Raw genomic sequence first — 20,146 nt, 5'->3', positions numbered from 1 at the left:
ACCAGGGAAACCAGGCCATGAGCACCTCCAGCCCCACAGCCGTCCACGAGACGGCTTCCACCATCAGCCTGCCGATCGAAGGCATGACCTGCGCCAGCTGTGTTGGCCGCGTTGAAGCGGCCCTGGCCAAGGTCGAGGGGGTCGCCAGCGTGTCGGTCAACCTGGCCACCGAGCGCGCGGACATCCGTTCCTCTGGTCCGGTCGACCGCGATGCGCTGATCCAGGCAGTAGAGAAGGTGGGCTACGAAGTACCCGCCGCGACCACCGAACTGGCCGTGGAAGGGATGACCTGCGCGTCCTGCGTCGGCCGCGTGGAGCGCGCGCTGTTGGCGGTGCCGGGCGTCAGCCACGCCAGCGTCAACCTGGCCACCGAGCGTGCGACCGTGCGCGGCGTTGCCGGCATCGATGCACTGGTGGCGGCGATCGACAAGGTTGGATATGCGGCACGCGCGATCGATGGCGGTACCCAGGTCGACGAGGAAGCGGCGGAAAAGAAGGATGCCGAGCGGGTGGCGCTGAAGCGCGACCTGATCCTGGCCAGCGTGCTGGCGGCCCCGGTGTTCGTATTGGAAATGGGCTCGCACCTGATCCCCGGCATGCACCATTGGGTGATGTCCACGATCGGCATGCAGGCCAGCTGGTACCTGCAGTTCGTGCTGACCACGCTGGTCCTGGCCATTCCCGGCCGGCGTTTCTACCAGAAGGGCTTCCCGGCGCTGCTGCGCCTGGCGCCCGACATGAACTCGCTGGTGGCGGTGGGTACCGCGGCGGCGTTCGGTTATTCGGTGGTGGCCACCTTCATCCCGCGCCTGCTGCCGGCGGGCACGGTGAATGTCTACTACGAAGCGGCGGCAGTGATCGTCGCGCTGATCCTGCTCGGCCGGTTCCTGGAGGTGCGCGCGAAAGGCCGTACCTCGGAGGCGATCAAGCGCCTGGTCAACCTGCAGGCCAAGGTGGCGCACGTCAGCCGCGAAGGGCGCATCGTCGATATCCCGATCAACGAGGTGCTGCTGGGCGACCTGCTGGAAGTGCGTCCGGGCGAGCGCGTGCCGGTGGATGGTGAGGTGACCGAGGGTCGCAGCTACGTCGACGAATCGATGATCACCGGCGAGCCGATCCCGGTCGAGAAGTCGGCCGGCAGCAGCGTGGTTGGCGGCACCGTCAACCAGAAGGGCGCGCTGACCCTGCGTGCGACGGCGGTAGGTGGGCAGACCATGCTGGCGCAGATCATCCGTCTGGTTGAACAGGCACAGGGTTCCAAGCTGCCCATCCAGGCCGTGGTCGACAAGGTGACGCTGTGGTTCGTGCCGGCGGTGATGCTGGCGGCGTTGGCCACCTTCCTGGTGTGGCTGATCTTCGGGCCGTCGCCGGCGCTGACCTTCGCGCTGGTCAACGCGGTGGCCGTGCTGATCATCGCCTGCCCATGCGCGATGGGGCTGGCGACGCCGACCTCGATCATGGTCGGCACCGGCCGTGGTGCCGAGATGGGCGTGCTGTTCCGCAAGGGCGAGGCGCTGCAGCTGTTGAAGGACGCCAAGGTGGTGGCGGTGGACAAGACCGGTACCTTGACCGAAGGTCGCCCGCTGCTGACCGACCTGGAGATCGCCGACGACTTCGATCGTGCGCAGGTACTGGCGCGGGTGGCCGCGGTGGAGTCGCGCTCGGAGCATCCGATCGCCCGCGCCATTGTCGAGGCGGCGACGGAGGAGGGCATCGCGTTGCCGGCGATGATTGATTTCGAGTCGGTGACCGGCATGGGCGTGCGTGCCAGCGTCGACGGTGCGCGGGTGGAAGTGGGTGCTGATCGCTTCATGCGTTCGCTGGGCGTGGACATCGGCATGTTCGCTGCGCTGGCCGACCGCCTCGGCAACGAAGGAAAGTCGCCGCTGTATGCCGCCATCGATGGCCGCCTGGCGGCGATCATCGCCGTCTCCGATCCGATCAAGCCGGGTACGCCGGCCGCCATTGCCGCCCTGCACCAGCTGGGTCTGAAGGTGGCCATGATTACCGGTGACAACGCCGCCACCGCGCAGGCCATCGCCCGCCAGCTCGGCATCGATGAAGTGGTGGCCGAGGTGTTGCCCGAAGGCAAGGTGGAGGCGGTGCGCCGGTTGAAGGCGGCCTACGGGCAGATTGCGTTCGTCGGTGATGGCATCAACGATGCGCCGGCGCTGGCCGAGGCCGATGTGGGCCTGGCCATCGGCACCGGCACCGATGTCGCGGTGGAGTCGGCCGACGTGGTGCTGATGTCCGGCAACCTGCAGGGCGTGCCCAATGCCATCGCGCTGTCGAAGGCGACCATCGGCAACATCCGCCAGAACCTGTTCTGGGCCTTCGCCTACAACACCGCGTTGATTCCGGTCGCGGCGGGTGCGCTGTACCCGGTATGGGGCGTCCTGCTGTCGCCAGTGTTCGCCGCCGGTGCCATGGCCCTGTCCAGCGTGTTCGTGCTCGGCAATGCGCTGCGCCTGCGGCGCTTCCAGGCGCCGATGGTCGAGGCGTCCCATGCGGCCCAGTAAAGGAGTGATGGCATGAACATCGGTGAAGCATCGAAGGCATCCAGCGTGTCGGCCAAGATGATCCGCTACTACGAGCAGATCGGCCTGATTCCGCCAGCTGACCGTACCGGCGCAGGTTATCGCGCCTATTCGCAGGCCGACGTGCACCGGCTGCGTTTCATCCGTCGCGCGCGTGATCTCGGCTTTTCGGTGGCCGAGATCACCGACCTGCTGGGCCTGTGGAACGACACCTCGCGGCACAGCGCCGACGTCAAGCGCCTGGCCGAGCAGCACATCGATGATCTGGAACAGCGCATCGAGAACATGCGGCAGATGGCCGATACGCTGAAATCACTGATCAGCTGCTGCGCCGGCGATGATCGTCCCGAGTGCCCGATCCTGCAGCGGCTGGGCGAAGGCGAGGAGGGCGCTGCGCCGGTTGCGGCGCCCACCGGGGCGGTACGCAGGCGCGCGCGCAGGACCTGAAGACGACATACGGAAAAGAAAGTGCCCGCCCCGGCAGTTGCACGGGGCGGGCATCGTTCATGCAGTGGCTCAGGCGATCAGGCCGGGCGCGGCGGGAAACCCGCTTCGGTCAGCGCTGCAATGATCTGCGCTTCGCTGGCCGAGGTCTGCACCTGCACGCGGCGGCTGGGCGGGTCGGCCGACACCGTCGCCGCCGGGTCGACCAGCTCGATCGCCTTGGTCACGCTGCGCGCGCAGCCGCCGCAGGTCATGCCTTCCACATGGAATTCCATCTGTAGCTCCTTCGATGCACTTGGGGGTGGAGGCAGTGTGCACCTTGCAACGATGGCAGGGTCAAGCGCTCCCGCGGCGCAGGGCCCACGAAAAACGGCAGCCACCTGTACCAGCGCGGCTGCCGTGGAGGATCGTCCCCGCCCGCAGGCGGGGGTAATGCCTTAGAACTTCCAGTTCACGCCGAAGTACAGCTGGCGCCCGGCATACAGGTTGGACAGCAGTCGGGCCTGGCTGTCGTTGCCGATGTAGCTGCGCAGCTCGGACTTGGTGGCGTTCAGCACTGCTGCGGTCACGGTCCAGTCCGCAGTGATGTTGTAGGCCACGTTCAGATCCAGCTGGCTGTACGGCTTGGTGTAGGTGGTCAGGCCGTTGTTGAGGCCGCCCACCACTTCGCCACGACGGTTGTACGAGGCACGGGCCAGGAACTTGTCGTTCTCGTAGAACACGGTGACGTTGGCCTGGTTCTTGGCGCTGCCGACCAGAGGCGACGAACCGATCTCTTCGCCATCAAGCACGATCGAGGCCAGGTTGGTGTCGTTGTAGGTGTAGTTGGCCTGGACACCAAAGCCCATGTCGAAGGTGTACTGGCCATACAGCTCCACGCCCTGCGACACGCCGTCGCGGCCGTTGGCTTCGGTGCTGTACTTCTGCACCACCACCGTTTCACCACCGACGGTCATCTGCTGGTCGCGCACGACCGGCACGGTGAAGTTGTCCACGTTCTTGCGGAACAACGCCACGCCTGCAACCGAACCCGGCTTGAAATACCACTCCAGGCCAAGGTCGAACTGCACCGCCTTGAACGGCTCCAGTGCCTTGTTGCTGCCCGAGCCGTACCAGCCGGGGGTGTCGGTGCCGCCAGCGACCCGACGATCATTGCTGTATTCCTGGCTGATGTACTGCAGGCCGCCCGGATAGGCGATGCTGGTGTAGCCCGGGCGCGCGATTACCTTCGACGCGGCACCGCGCAGCACCAGGTTGTCGGTGATGTCCCAGGCGATGTTGAAGCTCGGCAGGAAGTCCGTATAGGTCTTTTCCAGCGAGCTGAGGGTATAGACCTTGTCGCGCACCTGGTTGTCCGGCAGACGCACGAAGCCGCCCTGGCAACGCAGGTTCGGATCGGCAGCCGGGTCATCGCAGCTCATCGGCGCACCAGCGGCGTTGTCCACGAAGTAGTCGTTGAAGCGCTCGACCGAATCGCTGGACTGGGCGAACTGCTTGGTGCGCACCACGCGCACGCCGACGTTGCCGCGCACGCGGTCGGTACGGAAGTTGGCCTGGAAGTAACCCGAGTAGATCTTCTCGTTGACGTCGTAGACGAAGTCTTCCTCGGTACGGTTGTGCGAGCCACCGTAGGTCTGGTTGAGGTAGTCGATGTAGGCCGGGTAGTTGATGCCGGGGAACACGTTGGCATTGAAGCCACCGGCGATGTTGCTGATCGGGTTGGACAGGAAGAAGCCCGGCTGCGCATTGCCTGCGGTCGGATCGCAACCGGCCTGGTAACGATTGTTGTCATAGTCGGCCGGGTCCAGGCCCTGGCAGACCCAGTAGGTGTTGCCGGTATTGCGGTGCACCTGGCCGTCGCGGTACTTGGCGCCGAACTGGATCGAGTCCAGCCAGCCGGCTTCGAACATCTTGGTGACGTCGGCCTGGAAGTAGTTCTGCTTGACCTCGGTCTGCATCCACGACGAATCGGTGGAGCCGGTATCGACCTCGGCGATGCCGGCCATCAGCTGCTGCTGGATGTCCGGCGAGACGGTCAGCGACGGCGTGCCGGTCAGGTCCCACGCGGTGTACTGGTTGCCCGCCTGCCACTGGTCACCCACCTTGCGGCGAGGCTTGGCCGACATGCGGAAATTCATCGACGGGCCACCCTTGGACCAGGTGCGGCCGCCGGTGAAGCTGGCCTTCCACAGCGGGCTGATGTCCCAGTCGACGGTCAGATCGGCCGTCTGCGAAAGCGCCTTTTCCTTGCTGTAGCCACCGGTCAGCTGCGGAGTGGGGATGGTGCAGTCATCCGGACCCCAGCCACCCGGGGGCAGGCCAGCTGCGGCGGCCTGGTCTTCGCTGCAGTAATAGGTCTTGCCGGCAAGCTTTTCGTACTGCGCGCCGGTGACGATGCTGCCACTGGGATCGAAGCTCAGCCCGTTGAGCAGGCGCCCACCGGCCCAGTTGCCATCGCCGTTGTAGCGGGCCAGGTTCCACTCCGGCACCTTCAGCATGTTCTGGGTGTAGTCACCCTGCAGTTCGAAGCGGAAGTAGTTCGCGGTCAGGGTCAGGTTGTCGATCGGCTTGAACTGGAAAGTCAGCTGGCCGCCCTTGCGCTCGCGCTTCTCTTCCTTCACCGCGAAGTTCACCGAGGTCGGCATGAAGAATTCGCTGTAGTTCGTGCCGGTCTGGTTGTTGAAACCGGATTGGCCCCACCAGTAGTGGATGCCATCCTGTTCCAGCAGGTTGCCGTTGGCATCGCGCGCGGTGGTGTTGTTGCCGTACCACTGGTAGTCCTCGGTGCTGGTCTCCATGGTGCGGCTGGTGCGCTTCTGCTGGGTCACGCCGACCAGCACGCCGAAGCGCTCGTCCTTGCTGTGCCAGGAATACAGCGCCGACACCTGCGGATCGACGTCGTGGCTGGTATCGGACGAAGTGCCTTCCAGGTTGACGTAGCCGGAATTGGCCTCCATCTCCAGCGGGCGGCGGGTGTGCAGGATGACCGTGCCGCCGATGCCGCCTTCGTCGATGCGCGCCTCCGGCGACTTGAACAGCTCGGCGCTGGACAGCATGTTCGACGGCAGCAGGGTGTAGTTGAACGAACGGGTTGCTTCGTTGTTGGTTTCCGACGAGGCGACGTAGTTGCCGTTCAACTGGGTCAGGGTCAGGTCGGGCGCGAGGCCGCGCACGCTGACCGACTTGCCTTCGCCACCGCTGCGGGTGATGACCACGCCGGGCACGCGCTGCAGCGCGTCGGCCACGTTCTTGTCGGGGAACTTGCCAACGTCCTCGGCGGTGATCACTTCGACCACGGCGTTGGCGTCGCGCTTCTGCTGCAGGCTCTTTTCGATCGCGTAGCGGTAGCCGGTGACCTGGACGCTGTCCAGGGTGGTGGCGTCCTGCGTGCCGGTCGTTGCTGACGCCTGCTGGGCGGAAGCGCCAAGCGGGGCGACGGCGGCGGCCAGGGCCAGCGCGATGGCCAGCGACAACGCGTCGTGGCCCTGCGTACGTGTTGAATGCTTCATTGCCATCTCTCCCTCTCTCCTGGATTGATCCGGTGACTGACTGACGCGGAAACTTGAATCGATCTAATTCGTGATGCCGATCTTGCCTTCGCCCTGCAGATGCGACGAGCGCTTGGCAGATGGCCTGACACGTCCTGTCCTGCTCCCCAACTCCCGGGCCATCGCGATGTCGTCTTGGATCGATCTAAGCGATGGGCGGGGCGATTTTTAGCACGGCCAACGCGCCGACGCATGTTGCTGCGCAATATGGCAGTGACGTGTCGTGCAAATGACCCTTCGCGGAAAAATGCTGTAAGCGTTTACATGCGCAGACGGGGTGGGCCGGCCGGGCTGCGCCCGGCACCCGCAGAGGCCTTCAGGCCAGGGCAACGGCAACAGCAGGAACAACAGCAACATCAAAAAGCTGGCTTTCCATGGGTTGGCGGGGTGGGTCCGATTGCGGGGGACGCCGTAAATCCCCAGACCGGCCCAGCCGCTGGCGGCTGGGCGTTCGGGCGCTTGCGAAGCAGTGCTTCGCAAGCAAAGCGCCCTCACCCTTGGGGGCTTGGCCGCGGCATCCATGCCGCGGACACCCCCGCAACCGGACCCCCCACCTTCGACAGATTCCCGCTGCTGTTGGTAGGTGTCGACCTTGGTCGACACGTGGATCCATGCCATGCATGGATGAAATCCAATCGATGATTTCGAAATCGGTAGGAACATCCATCCGCGCACGGCGTGGATCTACCAGATATCGGGAAACTGTCAGGGGTGGGGCGGGGCGGTATGGGCAGGCAGGACCGTTGGCGCCATGGATGGCGCCATCGAGCCCCCATGGATGGGTCTACGGCGTGTCCTGCCTGCCCATACCGCCCCGCCCAGCTCGGTAGCCCGCCGTTGCTGTTGCTGTTTTCTTGGCCTGAAGGCCTCTGCGGGTGCCGGGCGCAGCCCGGCCGAAGCCCCCCCGCTCATGCTGCGCCGCAGAATGCATTGGGCGAAATTCCCATGCTCTACTTGAATCGATCTAAATCCGCCGGGGTGCGGATTTGTACTGATGGAAACGAGGGCTCGGCCTGTGCGGCCGGTTCTTCGCTGCCGCCCTGCCGCCAAGGAGTCCTGCCCGTGACCAGGTTGTCCCGCCGTCGTCCCGCCCGCCGCCTGTCGGCATTGTCCCATCGGCCCCTGGCCCGCATCGCCTGCCTGCTGGCACTGGCGGTGACGCCCTGGCTGCAGGCCGCACCGGCCGCGCTGGAGCGCGAGGTCAATACCTTCATCGGCAGCAAGGATGACGGCAACACCTTCCCCGGTGCCTCGGCACCGTTCGGCCTGATCCAGGTCAGCCCGATCGGCAGCCACTATTCGGGCTGGCGCTACGACGACGACAAGATCCGCGGCTTCGGCCACTCCTTCCTGTCCGGCGCCGGTTGCTGGGAGCAGGGTGGGCAGGTCTCGGTGCTGCCGGTGACCGGTTCGATCGGCCCCGGCGGCGACTTCGATACCGCCGATGCGAAAGCCTTCAATCACAAGACCTATGCGTCGGCCTACAGCCACGACGGTGAGATCGGCCAGGCCGGCTACTACAAGGTGCGCCTGACCAGCTACGGCGGCATCGACGCCGAAGCGACCGCGCGCACCCGCGCAGCTGCCGAGCGTTACACCTTCAGCCAGCGCCAGGGCGATGGCCACGTGCTGGTGAATGTCGGTCAGGCCAACGAGCGCCACTCGGTGATCGGCAGCGTGGTCGATGTGGTGGGTGACCGCGTGGTGGAAGGCAAGCTGGTCACCAAGAGTTTCTGCGGCGGGCACCAGTACACCACCTGGTTCCGCATCGAGTTCGACCGCCCGTTCAAGGCGTATGGCACCTGGGGCGAGGGCGGCGGCCTGCCGGGCGCGCGCCACAGCATGGAAGGCGAGCAGAAGCCGAATGGCGCGTGGCTCAGCTTCGACCTGGCCAAGGGCCAGTCGGTCACCGCCGTCAGCGCGATTTCGCATGTGGATGCCGAAGGTGCGCGCACCAACCTGCGCGCCGAGGGCATGCAGGGCGGGGCGCTGCTGGGCTTCGAACGCATGCGCGCGCTGTCGCAGCAATCGTGGCGTGAGCAGTTGGCACGCGTGCGCGTGCAGGGCGGCAATGGCGATGACCGCACCGTGTTCTACAGTGCGCTGTACCACGCGCTGCTGCAGCCGCTCACCGGCAGCGATGCCGACGGCCGTTACCGCGGCTACGACGACGGCATCCATCGCGCCGATGGCTGGACCTACTACGAGTACTTCTCGCTGTGGGACACCTACCGTGCACAGAACCAGTGGCTGGCACTGACGCGCCCGGATGTGGCGCGCGACATCGGCCGCAGCCTGCTGGCGATCGATGAGCAGGGCGGCTGGCTGCCGCGCTGGGGCTATGCCAACTTCGAGACCAACATCATGACCGGCGACCCGGTCACCCCCTTCATGGTCGACCTGTGGCGCTTCGGTGCGCTCAAGGGCCGCGAAGGGCAGGCATGGGATGCGCTGCGCCGCAATGCGTTCGGTACGCCGCCGCTGAACTCGCGTGCTGCCGGTCGCTCCGGCAACCCGACCTACCTGGACAAGGGCTACGTGGTCTACGACCGTGCGTTCCCGTCCAAGGGCATGGATGTCGATCCCCATCATGGTGGTTCGGCAACGCTGGAGTACGCACTGGCCGACTGCGCGCTTTCGCAGATGGCCGATGGGCTTGGCCATGCCCAGGATGCGGCGGTCCTGCGTGAGCGCGGCCGCAACTGGCGCAAGGTATGGGACCCGCAGGTGCGCGACGCCGAGACCGGCTTCACCGGCTTCCCGCGCCCGCGTACCGAAGATGGCCAGTGGTACACACCGGCCGATGGCCATTACAGCCCGCGCTCGCATCACGGTTTCCATGAAGGCACGGCGTGGCAGTACCAGTGGCTGGCGCAGCAGGACGTGCCGGGCCTGGTCGAAGCGATGGACGGCCGCGAACAGGCCGGCCGCCGCCTGGATGCTTTCTTCGCCATGGACGCTCTGCAGGCCGACCCCCTCAATGCCGCCCGCAAGGAGTGGGTGGTCGGGCCGTACAGCTATTACAACCAGTTCCGCTACAACCCGAACAACGAACCCGACCTGCATTCGCCGTGGCTGTACACGCTGATCGGCCAGCCGTGGAAGACCGCAGCGGTGGTGCGTGCAGCGCAGCAGCTGTTCACCAATGCACCCAACGGCGTGACCGGCAACGATGACCTCGGCACGATGTCGGCCTGGTACCTGTTCAGTGCGATCGGCGTGTACCCGGCGGTGCCGGGCAGCGGCGAGTTCCTGCTGCATACGCCGCGCTTTGCCAAGGTCGAGGTTGAGCTGGGCAATGGCCGTACCCTGCGCATCGAGGCACCTGGCGCCGATGGCCGCCGCCTGCAGTACGTGCAGGGCGTGCAGGTCGACGGCCAGGCACATGCCCCGGTGTGGCTGGGTTGGAGCCAGCTGCAGCAGGGCCCGAAGCTGCGCTTCGCGCTGGACGGGCGGGCGCCGATCGAGGGCTGGGGCACCGCGGTCAAGGACCTGCCGGTGTCCTGGTGCGCGGCACCGGGCAGCCAGCTGCACTGAGCCGGGCTGTGCCGTTCGAGGCAACCCAGCGAACGGCACGGCACGACAGGGCCGCGATCCATTAGGCTTGAGCATCCATCGGAGTGCGGGAAGACGATGAACGACAACAGCGACAGTTCCAGCAAGCGTTCCGGCAAGGCGGTGACGGTGACCGACATCGCCCGTGCCATCGGCGTTTCGCGCGCGACCGTGTCGCTGGTGCTGCGCGGCAGTCCGCTGGTCAACGTCGATACCCGCGCCCGGGTCGAGGCTGAGCTGCGCCGCCAGCGTTACGTCTACAACCGCGCTGCAGCGAACCTGCGGCGGCGCACGTCTTCCAGCATCGCCCTGGTCATCAATGATCTGTCCAACCCGTTCTTCGCCGAATTCGCCTCCGGTGTGGACGAGGCACTGGGCGGACGCGGCTACGTGACCCTGCTCGGCAGTACCGGCGAGTCGCCCGAGCGGCAGCAGGCGGTGCTGTCGACATTGATGGAACACACGCCTGCGGGCCTGATCCTGTCGCCGGCCGAAGGCAGCGATGCCACGCTGCTGCGGCAGGTGCTGGGCGCCAACGCCAACGTACTGCTGTTCAACCGCGAACTGGAAGGCGCCGACTGGGACTTCCTGACCCTGGACAACCAGCATGGTGCCTACCTGGCCACCCGTCACCTGATCGAGCGCGGCCATCGCCAGATCGCATTCTTCGGTGGCCACGCGGCATCGAGTTCCTGCCACCAGCGTCGTGCCGGTTTCCAGCAGGCCCTGGCCGAGGCCGGGCTGGCATTGCCGCCGGGCTGGATGATCGAATCTGCACCCAACCGCCTGGAAGCGGCCGCGCGCACCGATGAACTGTTCGTCGACGGCCATCGGCCGAGCGCAGCAGTCTGCTACAACGACACCGTCGCGCTGGGCCTGATGCTGGGCCTGAACTCGCGCGGCATCCGTCCCGGCGGTGACTTCGCGGTGACCGGCTTCGACGATATTTCCGAAGCGTCGGTTGCCGTGCCGCCGTTGACCACACTGACGGCCGACCCGCGCGAACGCGGGCGGCAGGCGGCATCCCTGCTGCTGCAGCGGCTGGAGGAACCGGATGCGCCACCACGGCGCACGGTCGCCCCGGTACAGTTGCGCATCCGCGAAAGCAGCGCCGCACGTCCGAATTGAATTGATGCTTCGCTCCTGAACTGATTGCACCCTTCCACGCACCAACGACCTTTCGCGCATCGAGGCGCGTACCGCATGCCGATCTCCGCAACGCCCCGCCCATCAGGTTCCCCGGGCAACCAGTCTGCCGTCACCAACGGCAAGGCGCTGGCCGTGGTCACCACCATCTTCTTCATGTGGGGCTTCCTGACCTGCCTCAACGACATCCTGATTCCGCATCTGAAGGCGGTGTTCGAGCTGAACTACGCCAAGGCAATGCTGGTGCAGTTCACTTTCTTCGGCACCTACTTCCTGATGTCGCTGCCGGCAGGGCGGCTGGTTGCAGCGCTGGGTTACAAGAAGGGCATCGTCGCCGGCCTGGTGATCGCCGGCATCGGTGCACTGGGCTTCTGGCCGGCCGCTGAGCTGCGCGTCTATGGCGCCTTCCTCGGTGCATTGTTCGTGCTGGCCACCGGCATCACCGTGCTGCAGGTGGCGGCCAACCCGTATGTCGCGCTGCTTGGTCCGGAGCAGACCAGTTCCAGCCGCCTGACCCTGGCGCAGGCGCTGAACTCGCTGGGTACGGCCATCGCGCCGATCTTCGGCGGCATGCTGATCCTGTCCAACACGGCCATGAGCGGCGAGCAGATCGCCGCGCTGCCGGCCGCCGAGCAGCTCGCCTACCGTACCGCCGAGGCACACGCGGTGCAGGGCCCCTACGTCGGCCTGGCCGTGGCGCTGGTGCTGCTTGCCCTGTTCGTGTTCCTGTTCCGCCTGCCGGCGTTGAACGACACCACCGAGCAGGCTGACCAGGGGCATCAGCACAGCTATCTGGATGCGCTGCGCAAGCGCCACCTGCTGCTGGGCGTGCTCGGCATCTTCTTCTACGTCGGTGCCGAAGTGTCGATCGGCAGCTTCCTGGTCAACTACCTGTCGATGCCCACCATCGGCGGTTTCAGCGAGCAGGAAGCCACCCACTATGTGTCGGCCTACTGGACGATGGCGATGATCGGTCGCTTCGCCGGTTCGGCGCTGCTGGCGCGCTTCTCGCCGAGCCGCCTGCTGGCGATCTTCGCGCTGGTCAACGTGGGCCTGCTGACGCTGACCATGATGACCTCCGGCAATGTCGCGCTGTACTCGGTGGTGGCGATCGGCCTGTTCAATTCGATCATGTTCCCGACCATCTTCGCGCTCAGCATCGAGCGCCTGGGCCCGCTGACCAGCAAGGGTTCGAGCCTGCTGATCATGGCCATCGTCGGTGGCGCGGTGGTGCCTTACCTGCAGGGCGTCCTGGCTGACCACATCGGTGTGCAGGCCAGCTTCATCCTGCCGCTGCTGTGCTACGGCTACATCATTTTCTACGGACTGGTCGGCGCCCGCGCGCCGGCTGCCGGCACGCAGGGAGGCTGAGTCGAAAATGGGTTCCATCGTCTGCTTCGGCGAAATTTTGATCGATCTACTAGCGCAGCCGCCGGCCTCGGCCGATACCCCGCGCGCTTTCCTGCAGTACGCCGGAGGTGCACCGGCCAACGTCGCGGTGGCCGCCGCGCGGCTGGGCGCGAAGACCCAGTTCGTCGGCATGCTCGGCCGCGACATGTTCGGCGACTTCCTGGCGGAGAGCCTGAGCGAACACGGCGTCGGCACCGACTACATCGTGCGTACCGACGCGGCCAAAACCGCGCTGGCCTTCGTTGCACTGGACGCGGGCGGCGAACGCAGCTTCAGCTTCTACCGTCCGCCTGCCGCCGACCTGCTGTTCCGTGACAGCGATTTCCAGGCGGGCTGCTTCGATGGCGCGCAGTGTTTCCACGTCTGTTCCAACAGCCTGACCGAAGCGGACATCGCCGAAGCGACGTTCGCCGGCATGGACCGTGCGCGTGCGGCCGGCGCGGTGGTCAGCCTGGATCTCAACCTGCGTCCGGCGCTGTGGCCGGCCGATGTCGACCCGACACCGCGCCTGTGGCAGGCGCTGGAGCGCGCCGACCTGGTCAAGCTGTCGCGCGAGGAACTGGACTACCTGGCCGCCCCGCTGGGCGATGACGGCGAGGCGCTGGTGCTGCGCCGCCTGCTGGCCGCGCAGGCACGCTGGGTGATCATCACCGACGGCGCCGCCACGCTGCATTGGTATACCCGTGAAACGCAGGGCAAGGTCAGCAGTTTCCGCGTCGCCACCGTGGACACCACCGCTGCCGGTGATGCCTTCGTCGGCGGCGTGCTGGTTGGCCTGCTGGAGCGGGGTGGGGCAGGTGCGGGCTTTGCCGCGTTCTGCCAGGACCCGCAGGCGATCGCCGCCACGCTGCGCTTCGGCGCCGCCGTTGGCGCACTGGCGGTGACCCGCAAGGGCGCGTTCGCTGCGATGCCCTCGTTCGATGAAGTGCAGCAGCTGCTGCAGCTACAGGATCTCCCCGCATGAGCACCTCGCCCGATTTCCGTTCCCCCACGTTCCTGCGCGCCCACATCGCCGACACGATGGCGTTCTACCATCCGCGCTGCATCGACCCGAAGGGCGGCTTCTTCCATTACTTCCGTGACGACGGCAGCATCTACGATGCCAGCCATCGTCATCTGGTGAGCAGCACCCGCTTCGTCTTCAACTACGCCATGGCCTACCGCGAATTCGGCAACGCCGAGTATCGCGACGCGGTCGAGCACGGGGTGCGCTACCTGCGCGAGGTTCATCGCAACCCGGCCACCGGTGGCTACGCCTGGACCCTGCGCGATGGTGTGGTGGAGGACGACATGAACCACTGCTACGGCGTGGCCTTCGTGCTGCTCGCCTACAGCTGTGCGTTGAAGGCAGGCATCGAAGAAGCCCGCACGTGGATGGACGAAACCTGGCAGCTGCTGCAGGCGCGCTTCTGGGAAGCCGAGCACGGCCTGTACAGGGACGAGGCCGACGGCCAGTGGAACTTCACCGGCTACCGCGGCCAGAACGCCAACATGCACATGTGCGAGGCGATGCTGGCCGCGTTCGAGGCCAGTGGCGAGCAGCGCTATGTCGAGCGCGCGCTGCAGCTGGCCGACAACATGACCCGCCGCCAGGCGGCAAAGGCCGGCGGTCTGGTCTGGGAACACTACGACGTCAACTGGAACATCGACTGGGACTACAACCTGGACGATCCCAAGCACCTGTTCCGGCCGTGGGGCTTCCAGCCGGGGCACCAGACCGAGTGGGCCAAGCTTTTGCTGATCCTGGACCGTCACGTGCAGGCCGATTGGCTGTTGCCGACCGCGCAGCATCTGTTCGATGTGGCCGTAGAGCGCAGCTGGGACGAGGCGCGAGGCGGCCTGTACTACGGCTTCGCCCCGGAGTCGCGCCGGCAGCCGGGCATGGACGGCGCGCCGATCGGCGGCGACAGTTTCGTCTGCGACGACGACAAGTATTTCTGGGTGCAGGCCGAGACCCTGGCCACCGCCGCGCTGATGGCCGCACGCACCGGCGATGACCGCTATTGGCAGTGGTACGACCGTATCTGGGCATACTCGTGGGAGCACTTCGTCGACCATCGATACGGCGCATGGTTCCGCATCCTCGACGCCGACAACCGCAAGTACAGCGATGAGAAGAGCCCGGCCGGCAAGGTGGATTACCACACCATGGGTGCGTGCTACGAAGTGCTGAACGTCGTGCGTTGAGGTCTGCCGCGCTGCGCGCTCGCCGGACGTGGTCCGGCGCTACCGTGGCGTGTGGCATTGGTAGCGCCGGGTCATGCCCGGCGGAAGAACAGGAGTATCACGTGCATCGCATTTCCAACGCTGTCCGTCTGCTGCTGTTGTTGATCGCCCTTGGCGCCTTCCCGGCAGGCGCCGCACCGCTGCAGGCGCAATGGGAGTTCCGGCTGCTGCCCGGCGACGCGCAGGGCGCGGCCCATCCTGGCCTGCAGCAGTGGCGCGCGGCCACGGTGCCAGGCAGCGTGCACACCGATCTGCTGGCGCATGAGCTGATCCGCGATCCCTACGTCGGTGCGCCCGAAGCCGAGCTGCAGTGGATCGGTCTGGCCGACTGGGAGTACCGCGCCCGTTTCGATGTGGACGCTGCCAGCTTGGCCAAGGCCCATGCCGAGCTGCGGTTCGACGGCTTGGACACCTATGCCGAGGTGACGCTCAACGGCAAGCCGCTGCTGCGCGCCGACAATGCCCACCGCACCTGGCATGCCCGCGTCGAAGGTCGCCTGCGTGCGAAGGGCAATGAGCTGCAGATCGTGTTCCGTTCGCCGATCCACACGCTGCTGCCCGGCGTGCAGGCAATGCCGCACAGGATTGCCGGCAACTATCCTTCGCCCTACGGTGATGAACCGAAGGACGCGATGGTTGGCAACTTCGCGCGCAAGCCGGCGTACCACTTCGGGTGGGACTGGGGCCCGCGCTACGTGACTGCCGGCGTCTGGCGGGGCGTTGACCTGCAGGCATGGGATGCGCATCGGTTGACCGACCTGGCCGTACGCACTGACGCGCTTGATGCAGAAAACGCAAAGCTGGCGGTAGTGCTGCAGGTGGAACAGGATGCGGTCGCCGCTCCGATTGCGGTGGACGTTGAAGTGCGGGATCCCGACGGCCGCAGCGTCGCACGGGTGCAGCGCACGGTCGAACTGAAGCCCGGCCGGAACAGCGTGGAGGTGCCGGTTGAACTGGCCAAGCCGCGGCGCTGGTGGCCGGTCGGCCATGGTGCGCAGGACCGCTACACCGTGCAGGCGCGCCTGGACGGCAGTGCCGATCCGGTGCTGGCACGCGAACAGCGCATTGGCCTGCGCACCGTCGAACTGCGCCACGAGCAGGACGACAAGGGAGGGCAGGGCTTCGCCTTCGTCATCAACGGGGTGCCGATCTTCGCCAAGGGCGCGAACGTGATCCCCTTCGACGCCTTCCCCGCGCGCGTTGATGCTGCGCGCCTGCGCCAAGTACTGGTCGCCGCGCGCGATGCCAACATGAACATGCTGCGCAACTGGGGCGGCGGCTACTACGAGGACGATGCGTTCTTCGACATCGCCGACGAACTGGGCCTGCTGGTCTGGCAGGACTTCATGTTCGGCGGTGGCATGCAGCCGGGTTACGACCCGGCATTCCGCGCCAGCGTGGTGGCCGAGGCGCGCGACAACGTGCGCCGGCTGCGCCACCATCCCAGCATCGTGCTGTGGTGTGGCAACAACGAGGAAGAGACTGCGTGGAAGGACTGGGGCCACGGCCGCGACCTGAAGGCAGCTGATCCGGCGTTCGCAGCGAAGGTCTGGCAGGGCTACGTTGACCTGTTCGGCAACGACCTGCGCCAGGTGGTGAGCGAAGATGGGTTGGGCGTGCCGTACTGGTCCAGTTCGCCCAGCAACGACCTGGACGAGAAGGCCAACGACTCCACCCGTGGCGACAAGCATTACTGGCAGGTGTGGGGCAATCCTGCATTGCCGGTGCAGGCCTATCTGCGTGAGACCCCGCGCTTCATGTCCGAGTACGGCCTGCAGGCCTGGCCAGCGGTGGCGACGGTGGACCAGATCGCCACCCGTGCCGAACAGCGAATCGACAGCCCGGTGATCCGTGCGCACCAGAAGTTCATGGCCGGCGAGGGCAATACACGCCTGCTGCACTACATCGAACTGGGCTACGGCACGCCGAAGGACTTCGAGGACTTCGTCTACCTGAGCCAGGTGATGCAGGCCGATGGCATCGCCCTGGCGGCGCTGCACCATCGCGCTTCGCGACCTTACACGATGGGCTCGCTGTACTGGCAGCTCAACGATGTCTGGCCGGGAGCATCGTGGTCGAGCGTGGACTACTTCGGTCGCTGGAAGGCGCTGCACTATGCCGCGCGGCGCTTCTTCGCGCCGGTTACGGTGGCCGCACTGCGCGATGAAGGCAGTACCCGCGTGCGCCTGATCAACGATGGTGCCGCGCTGGATGCACGTTGGCGCCTGCGGGTGATGGACGTTGAGGGCAAGGTGCTGCGCCGACGCGAGCAGGCGGTGACCTTGGCTGCCGCCGGGGTGACCAATATCGGCACCTACGCGGATGCCGAGCTGCTGGCCGGCGCCGAGCCGGCGCGGACGGTGGCGGTATTCGAGCTGCTGCAGGATGGCAAGGTGACGGCGCGGCAGGTGGTCGGCTTCGTTGAAGCCAAGGACCAGGTGCTGCCACGCCAGCAGTTGACGTCAACGCTGGCAATCGACGGTGACCACTATCGTCTGCGGCTGCACAGCGCTGCGCTGGTGCGCGCAGCCTGGATCGATTTCGGCGCGCTCGACGTGCAGGTGGAAGACAACCTGCTGGACCTGCTGCCGGGCGAAACCCGCGACATCGCCGTGCGTGGCCCGGTGGATCTGGCTGCGCTGCGCGAGGCCTTGAAGGTGAAGACCCTCAACGACCGTTGAGAGAGGCGCCCTGGTAGGTGCCCACCTTGGTTGGCACGCTTTGGGCGGGCATTACGAATGCCAACCGAGGTTGGCATCTACCGAAGGCGGTTTCCCGCAGCGTACCCCGGTAGCGCCGGGCCATGCCCGGCGAGCGCAGCGCATAGCTGTTAGAACTGGATCTGCTGGAAGTTCTCGACGCGATCATGGCCGTTGGCGGCGTCGCCGATGCGCGGCATCGGGTAGTCGTCCAGGCGATCGATCAGGCGTGTCTGCAGGCCGGCTTCGCGGGCGGCGTCCAGTTCCTCGACCACGTCGGACAGGAACAGGATCTCGCCAGCGGGAACGCCGATGGCCTGCACGATGTGGCGGTAGCTGTCAGCCTCGCGCTTGCCACCGACTTCGGTATCGAACCAGCCCGACACCAGCGGACTCAGGTCACCGGCGTCGCTGAAGCCGAAGAACAGCTTCTGCGCCGGCACCGATCCGGAGGAGTACACATACAGCGGCAGGCCCGAGGCGTGCCACCCCTTCAACACCGGCGCTACCTCCGGGTAGAAGTGCGCGGTGTAGTCGCCACGACGGTAGCCTGCGTCCCAGATCAGCCCCTGCAGGGCCTTCAGTGCGGTGTGCTTGCGGTCCTGGTCGATCCAGCCCTGCAGCGTCTCGGCCACCAGGCTGTCCTGGCAGGCGCCGCCGATCTCGGTGGCGACTGCATCCAGCCAGCGACGCACCTCCGGTTGCTGGCCATGCTCGGCGACGAAGCCGGGCAGCGCCTGGCGTGCGTACGGGAACAGCACGTTCTTGACGAACGAGATGCTGCTGGTGGTGCCTTCGATGTCGGTCAGGATGACGCGGGGCTGCATTGATCAGGACGCCTGGGTCGGAATGTAACGGGGGAATTTCTGCGCGATGTCGGTGCCGGTGAAGTGACCGACCCAGCCATCCGGCTCGGTGAAGAAGCGGATCGCCACGAAGCTCGGCTCATCACCCATGTCGAACCAGTGGGTGGTGCCGTCGGGCACGGCGATCAGGTCATCCTTCACGCACTCGATCTCATAGACCTTGTCGCCCACGTGCAGGGTGAACAGGCCCGAGCCGGCGACGAAGAAGCGTACTTCGTCTTCCTTGTGGAAGTGTTCGTCGAGGAATTTCTTCCTCAGCTCGGCGCGGTTCGGGTTGTCCGGGGCGATCGAGGCCACGTCCACGCTCTTGAAGCCGCGTTCGGCAACCAGGCGGTCGATGTCGGCGCGGTAGGCGGCGAACACTTCGTCCTGGCTTGCGCCCGGGGCGACCGGCGCGGTGGCCTGCCAGCGCTCAAAGGTGACGCCGATCTTCTGCAGTTCGGCAGCGATGATCGCGCCGTCCTGGGTGTCCAGCAGCGGCGATTCGGGATGGGTATCGTCGTAGATGCGCAGTCGGCTCATGGCGGCAGCTTGAACGTCTCGGGGAAGGACAGGGTAGCAGGGTGGCATTGACGGCCTGATTCCAGAACGGCATCTGGCCGTGCCGGAAACTTCAGCGGCGCAGCTTGCGCAGCTCCAGCTCGCAGTGCAGCAGGAATTCGAACGCTTCCATGTGCCGCCGTGCTTCGGCCATGTCGCGGCCCCAGGCATACAGGCCGTGGCCGTCGATCAGGTAGCCCCAGAGGGTCTGCGTGTCGAGCAGGGCGTCGACCTGGGCCGACAGCACGTCCATGTCCTGGGTGTTGGCAAACACCGGGATGTCGATGGCCATCTCGTGGGTGCTGTTGCCCGCGAAGGCTTTCAGCAGTTCGTAGCCTTCCACCCGGATATGGCCCTGCGGTGCATACAGGCGCGAGGCGATGGTCTGCACCGGCGAATGCGTATGCAGCACGCAGCCGATCTCCGGGAAGCGGCGATACAGCTGGGTATGCAGCAGGGTTTCGGCGGACGGGCGCAGCGGGCGGCCGACGGCCTTGCCATCGAAGTCCACGACCATGATGTCGTCTTCGATCAGGCGGCCCTTGTCCTTGCCGGAGACGGTGATCGCGGCGTGGCGGTCGTCCAGGCGGTGGGAAAAGTTGCTGCTGGTGGCCGGGGTCCAGCCGGCCTGGGCCAGTTCGCGGACGTTGTCGATCAGCAGCTGGGCCAGTTCGCTCAGGCGCGCGGTGTCGTAGGGGAAGGTGGGGGTGTTCATGGGGGCGATTTTACTGGATTCGGCCAACGGCTGAGCCCCTCGTGGCTGGCGTCAGAAGCAGATTCCGTGGGTTGGCCGGTCGGGTAGGCTGCGCAGGGGACGCCGTAAACCCGTCCATGGGGGCTTGGCCGCGGCATCCATGCCGCGGACACCCCTGCGCAGCCCACCCGACCGGCCACGGACAGGTTCCGCGCGGCCAGCCACGGATTGAAGAAAGAAAGGCAGAAGCGGGTCGCTTCGCTGCGCGTGCTCGGAGCGGAGCATGGCTCCGCTCTACAGTAGATTCGTCCCCGAACATTCATTTCCCGGAACGCTTCATCCACGCATGGCGTGGATCTACCGGACGGGGCAGGAGGCTGTCGGAGGTGGGGCGGGGGGGGGGGGGGGGGGGGGGGGGGGGGGCGGGGGGGGGGGGGGCCCCCCCCCCCCCCGCCCCGGGGCCCCCCCCCCCCCCCCCCAC

At 66.3% G+C, this 20,146-nt stretch carries 13 protein-coding genes; 8 read left to right on the top strand and 5 right to left on the bottom strand.

The genetic code is table 11. The features are described 5' to 3' along the window. The first annotated feature begins 17 nt into the window (after positions 1-17). Together M2299_RS12115 and cueR are read left to right on the top strand one after the other, a co-directional pair. The gene (locus M2299_RS12115; protein WP_280884416.1) at positions 18-2,519 is read left to right on the top strand and encodes a heavy metal translocating P-type ATPase; all 2,502 of its coding nucleotides are present in this window, start codon (positions 18-20) and stop codon (positions 2,517-2,519) included. Positions 2,520-2,531: 12 nt separating this feature from the next. Continuing rightward, entirely contained in the window at positions 2,532-2,984 is a 453-nt protein-coding gene (cueR, locus tag M2299_RS12110; RefSeq protein ID WP_025874806.1) for a Cu(I)-responsive transcriptional regulator, read from the top strand. A gap of 77 nt (positions 2,985-3,061) precedes the next feature. On the opposite strand, the gene M2299_RS12105 is transcribed toward cueR, so the two are convergent. Both M2299_RS12105 and M2299_RS12100 read right to left on the bottom strand, forming a co-directional pair. Then, a complete protein-coding gene (locus M2299_RS12105) occupies positions 3,062-3,256 on the bottom strand; it encodes a heavy-metal-associated domain-containing protein (RefSeq protein WP_025874804.1) in 195 nt (64 codons plus the stop codon). 162 nt (positions 3,257-3,418) lie between these two features. Then, a complete protein-coding gene (locus tag M2299_RS12100) occupies positions 3,419-6,496 on the bottom strand; it encodes a TonB-dependent receptor (protein WP_280884415.1) in 3,078 nt (1,025 codons plus the stop codon). Between the two features lie 1,131 nt (positions 6,497-7,627). Here M2299_RS12100 and M2299_RS12095 point away from each other — a divergent pair. The 6 genes from M2299_RS12095 to M2299_RS12070 all read left to right on the top strand — a co-directional run bounded on the left by M2299_RS12095 (position 7,628) and on the right by M2299_RS12070 (position 17,547). Continuing rightward, positions 7,628-10,066 carry a GH92 family glycosyl hydrolase gene (locus M2299_RS12095; protein WP_280884462.1) on the top strand — a complete coding sequence of 813 codons (2,439 nt, stop codon included), beginning with the start codon at positions 7,628-7,630 and terminating at the stop codon, positions 10,064-10,066. Positions 10,067-10,162: 96 nt separating this feature from the next. Then, positions 10,163-11,212: a LacI family DNA-binding transcriptional regulator gene (locus M2299_RS12090; RefSeq protein WP_025874798.1), complete on the top strand. Its 1,050-nt coding sequence runs from the start codon at positions 10,163-10,165 to the stop codon at positions 11,210-11,212. A gap of 75 nt (positions 11,213-11,287) precedes the next feature. After that, entirely contained in the window at positions 11,288-12,601 is a 1,314-nt protein-coding gene (gene fucP, locus M2299_RS12085) for an L-fucose:H+ symporter permease (RefSeq protein ID WP_280884414.1), read from the top strand. 7 nt (positions 12,602-12,608) lie between these two features. Beyond that, positions 12,609-13,604 (top strand): carbohydrate kinase, encoded by a 996-nt coding sequence (locus M2299_RS12080; RefSeq protein WP_025874794.1) that lies wholly within the window; start codon positions 12,609-12,611, stop codon positions 13,602-13,604. Continuing rightward, entirely contained in the window at positions 13,601-14,827 is a 1,227-nt protein-coding gene (locus M2299_RS12075; protein WP_280884413.1) for an AGE family epimerase/isomerase, read from the top strand. The genes M2299_RS12080 and M2299_RS12075 overlap by 4 nt, the downstream gene beginning before the upstream one ends. Positions 14,828-14,928: 101 nt before the next feature. Further along, positions 14,929-17,547 carry a glycoside hydrolase family 2 protein gene (locus M2299_RS12070; RefSeq protein WP_280884412.1) on the top strand — a complete coding sequence of 873 codons (2,619 nt, stop codon included), beginning with the start codon at positions 14,929-14,931 and terminating at the stop codon, positions 17,545-17,547. Between the two features lie 149 nt (positions 17,548-17,696). On the opposite strand, the gene mtnC is transcribed toward M2299_RS12070, so the two are convergent. The 3 genes from mtnC to M2299_RS12055 all read right to left on the bottom strand — a co-directional run bounded on the left by mtnC (position 17,697) and on the right by M2299_RS12055 (position 19,686). Next, a complete protein-coding gene (mtnC, locus tag M2299_RS12065) occupies positions 17,697-18,392 on the bottom strand; it encodes an acireductone synthase (RefSeq protein ID WP_223485426.1) in 696 nt (231 codons plus the stop codon). 3 nt (positions 18,393-18,395) lie between these two features. Beyond that, entirely contained in the window at positions 18,396-18,953 is a 558-nt protein-coding gene (locus M2299_RS12060; RefSeq protein WP_025874787.1) for an acireductone dioxygenase, read from the bottom strand. 91 nt (positions 18,954-19,044) lie between these two features. After that, positions 19,045-19,686, bottom strand: coding sequence for a methylthioribulose 1-phosphate dehydratase (locus M2299_RS12055; RefSeq protein ID WP_059064090.1), 642 nt, complete (start codon positions 19,684-19,686; stop codon positions 19,045-19,047). Between the last annotated feature and the right edge of the window lie 460 nt (positions 19,687-20,146).

Origin of the sequence: Stenotrophomonas sp. 1278, from assembly GCF_029892765.1 — a bacterium.
Lineage (GTDB): Bacteria > Pseudomonadota > Gammaproteobacteria > Xanthomonadales > Xanthomonadaceae > Stenotrophomonas > Stenotrophomonas indicatrix.
Note: the sequence above shows the minus strand (reverse complement) of the source record. Positions and strands in the feature narration are given on the sequence as shown.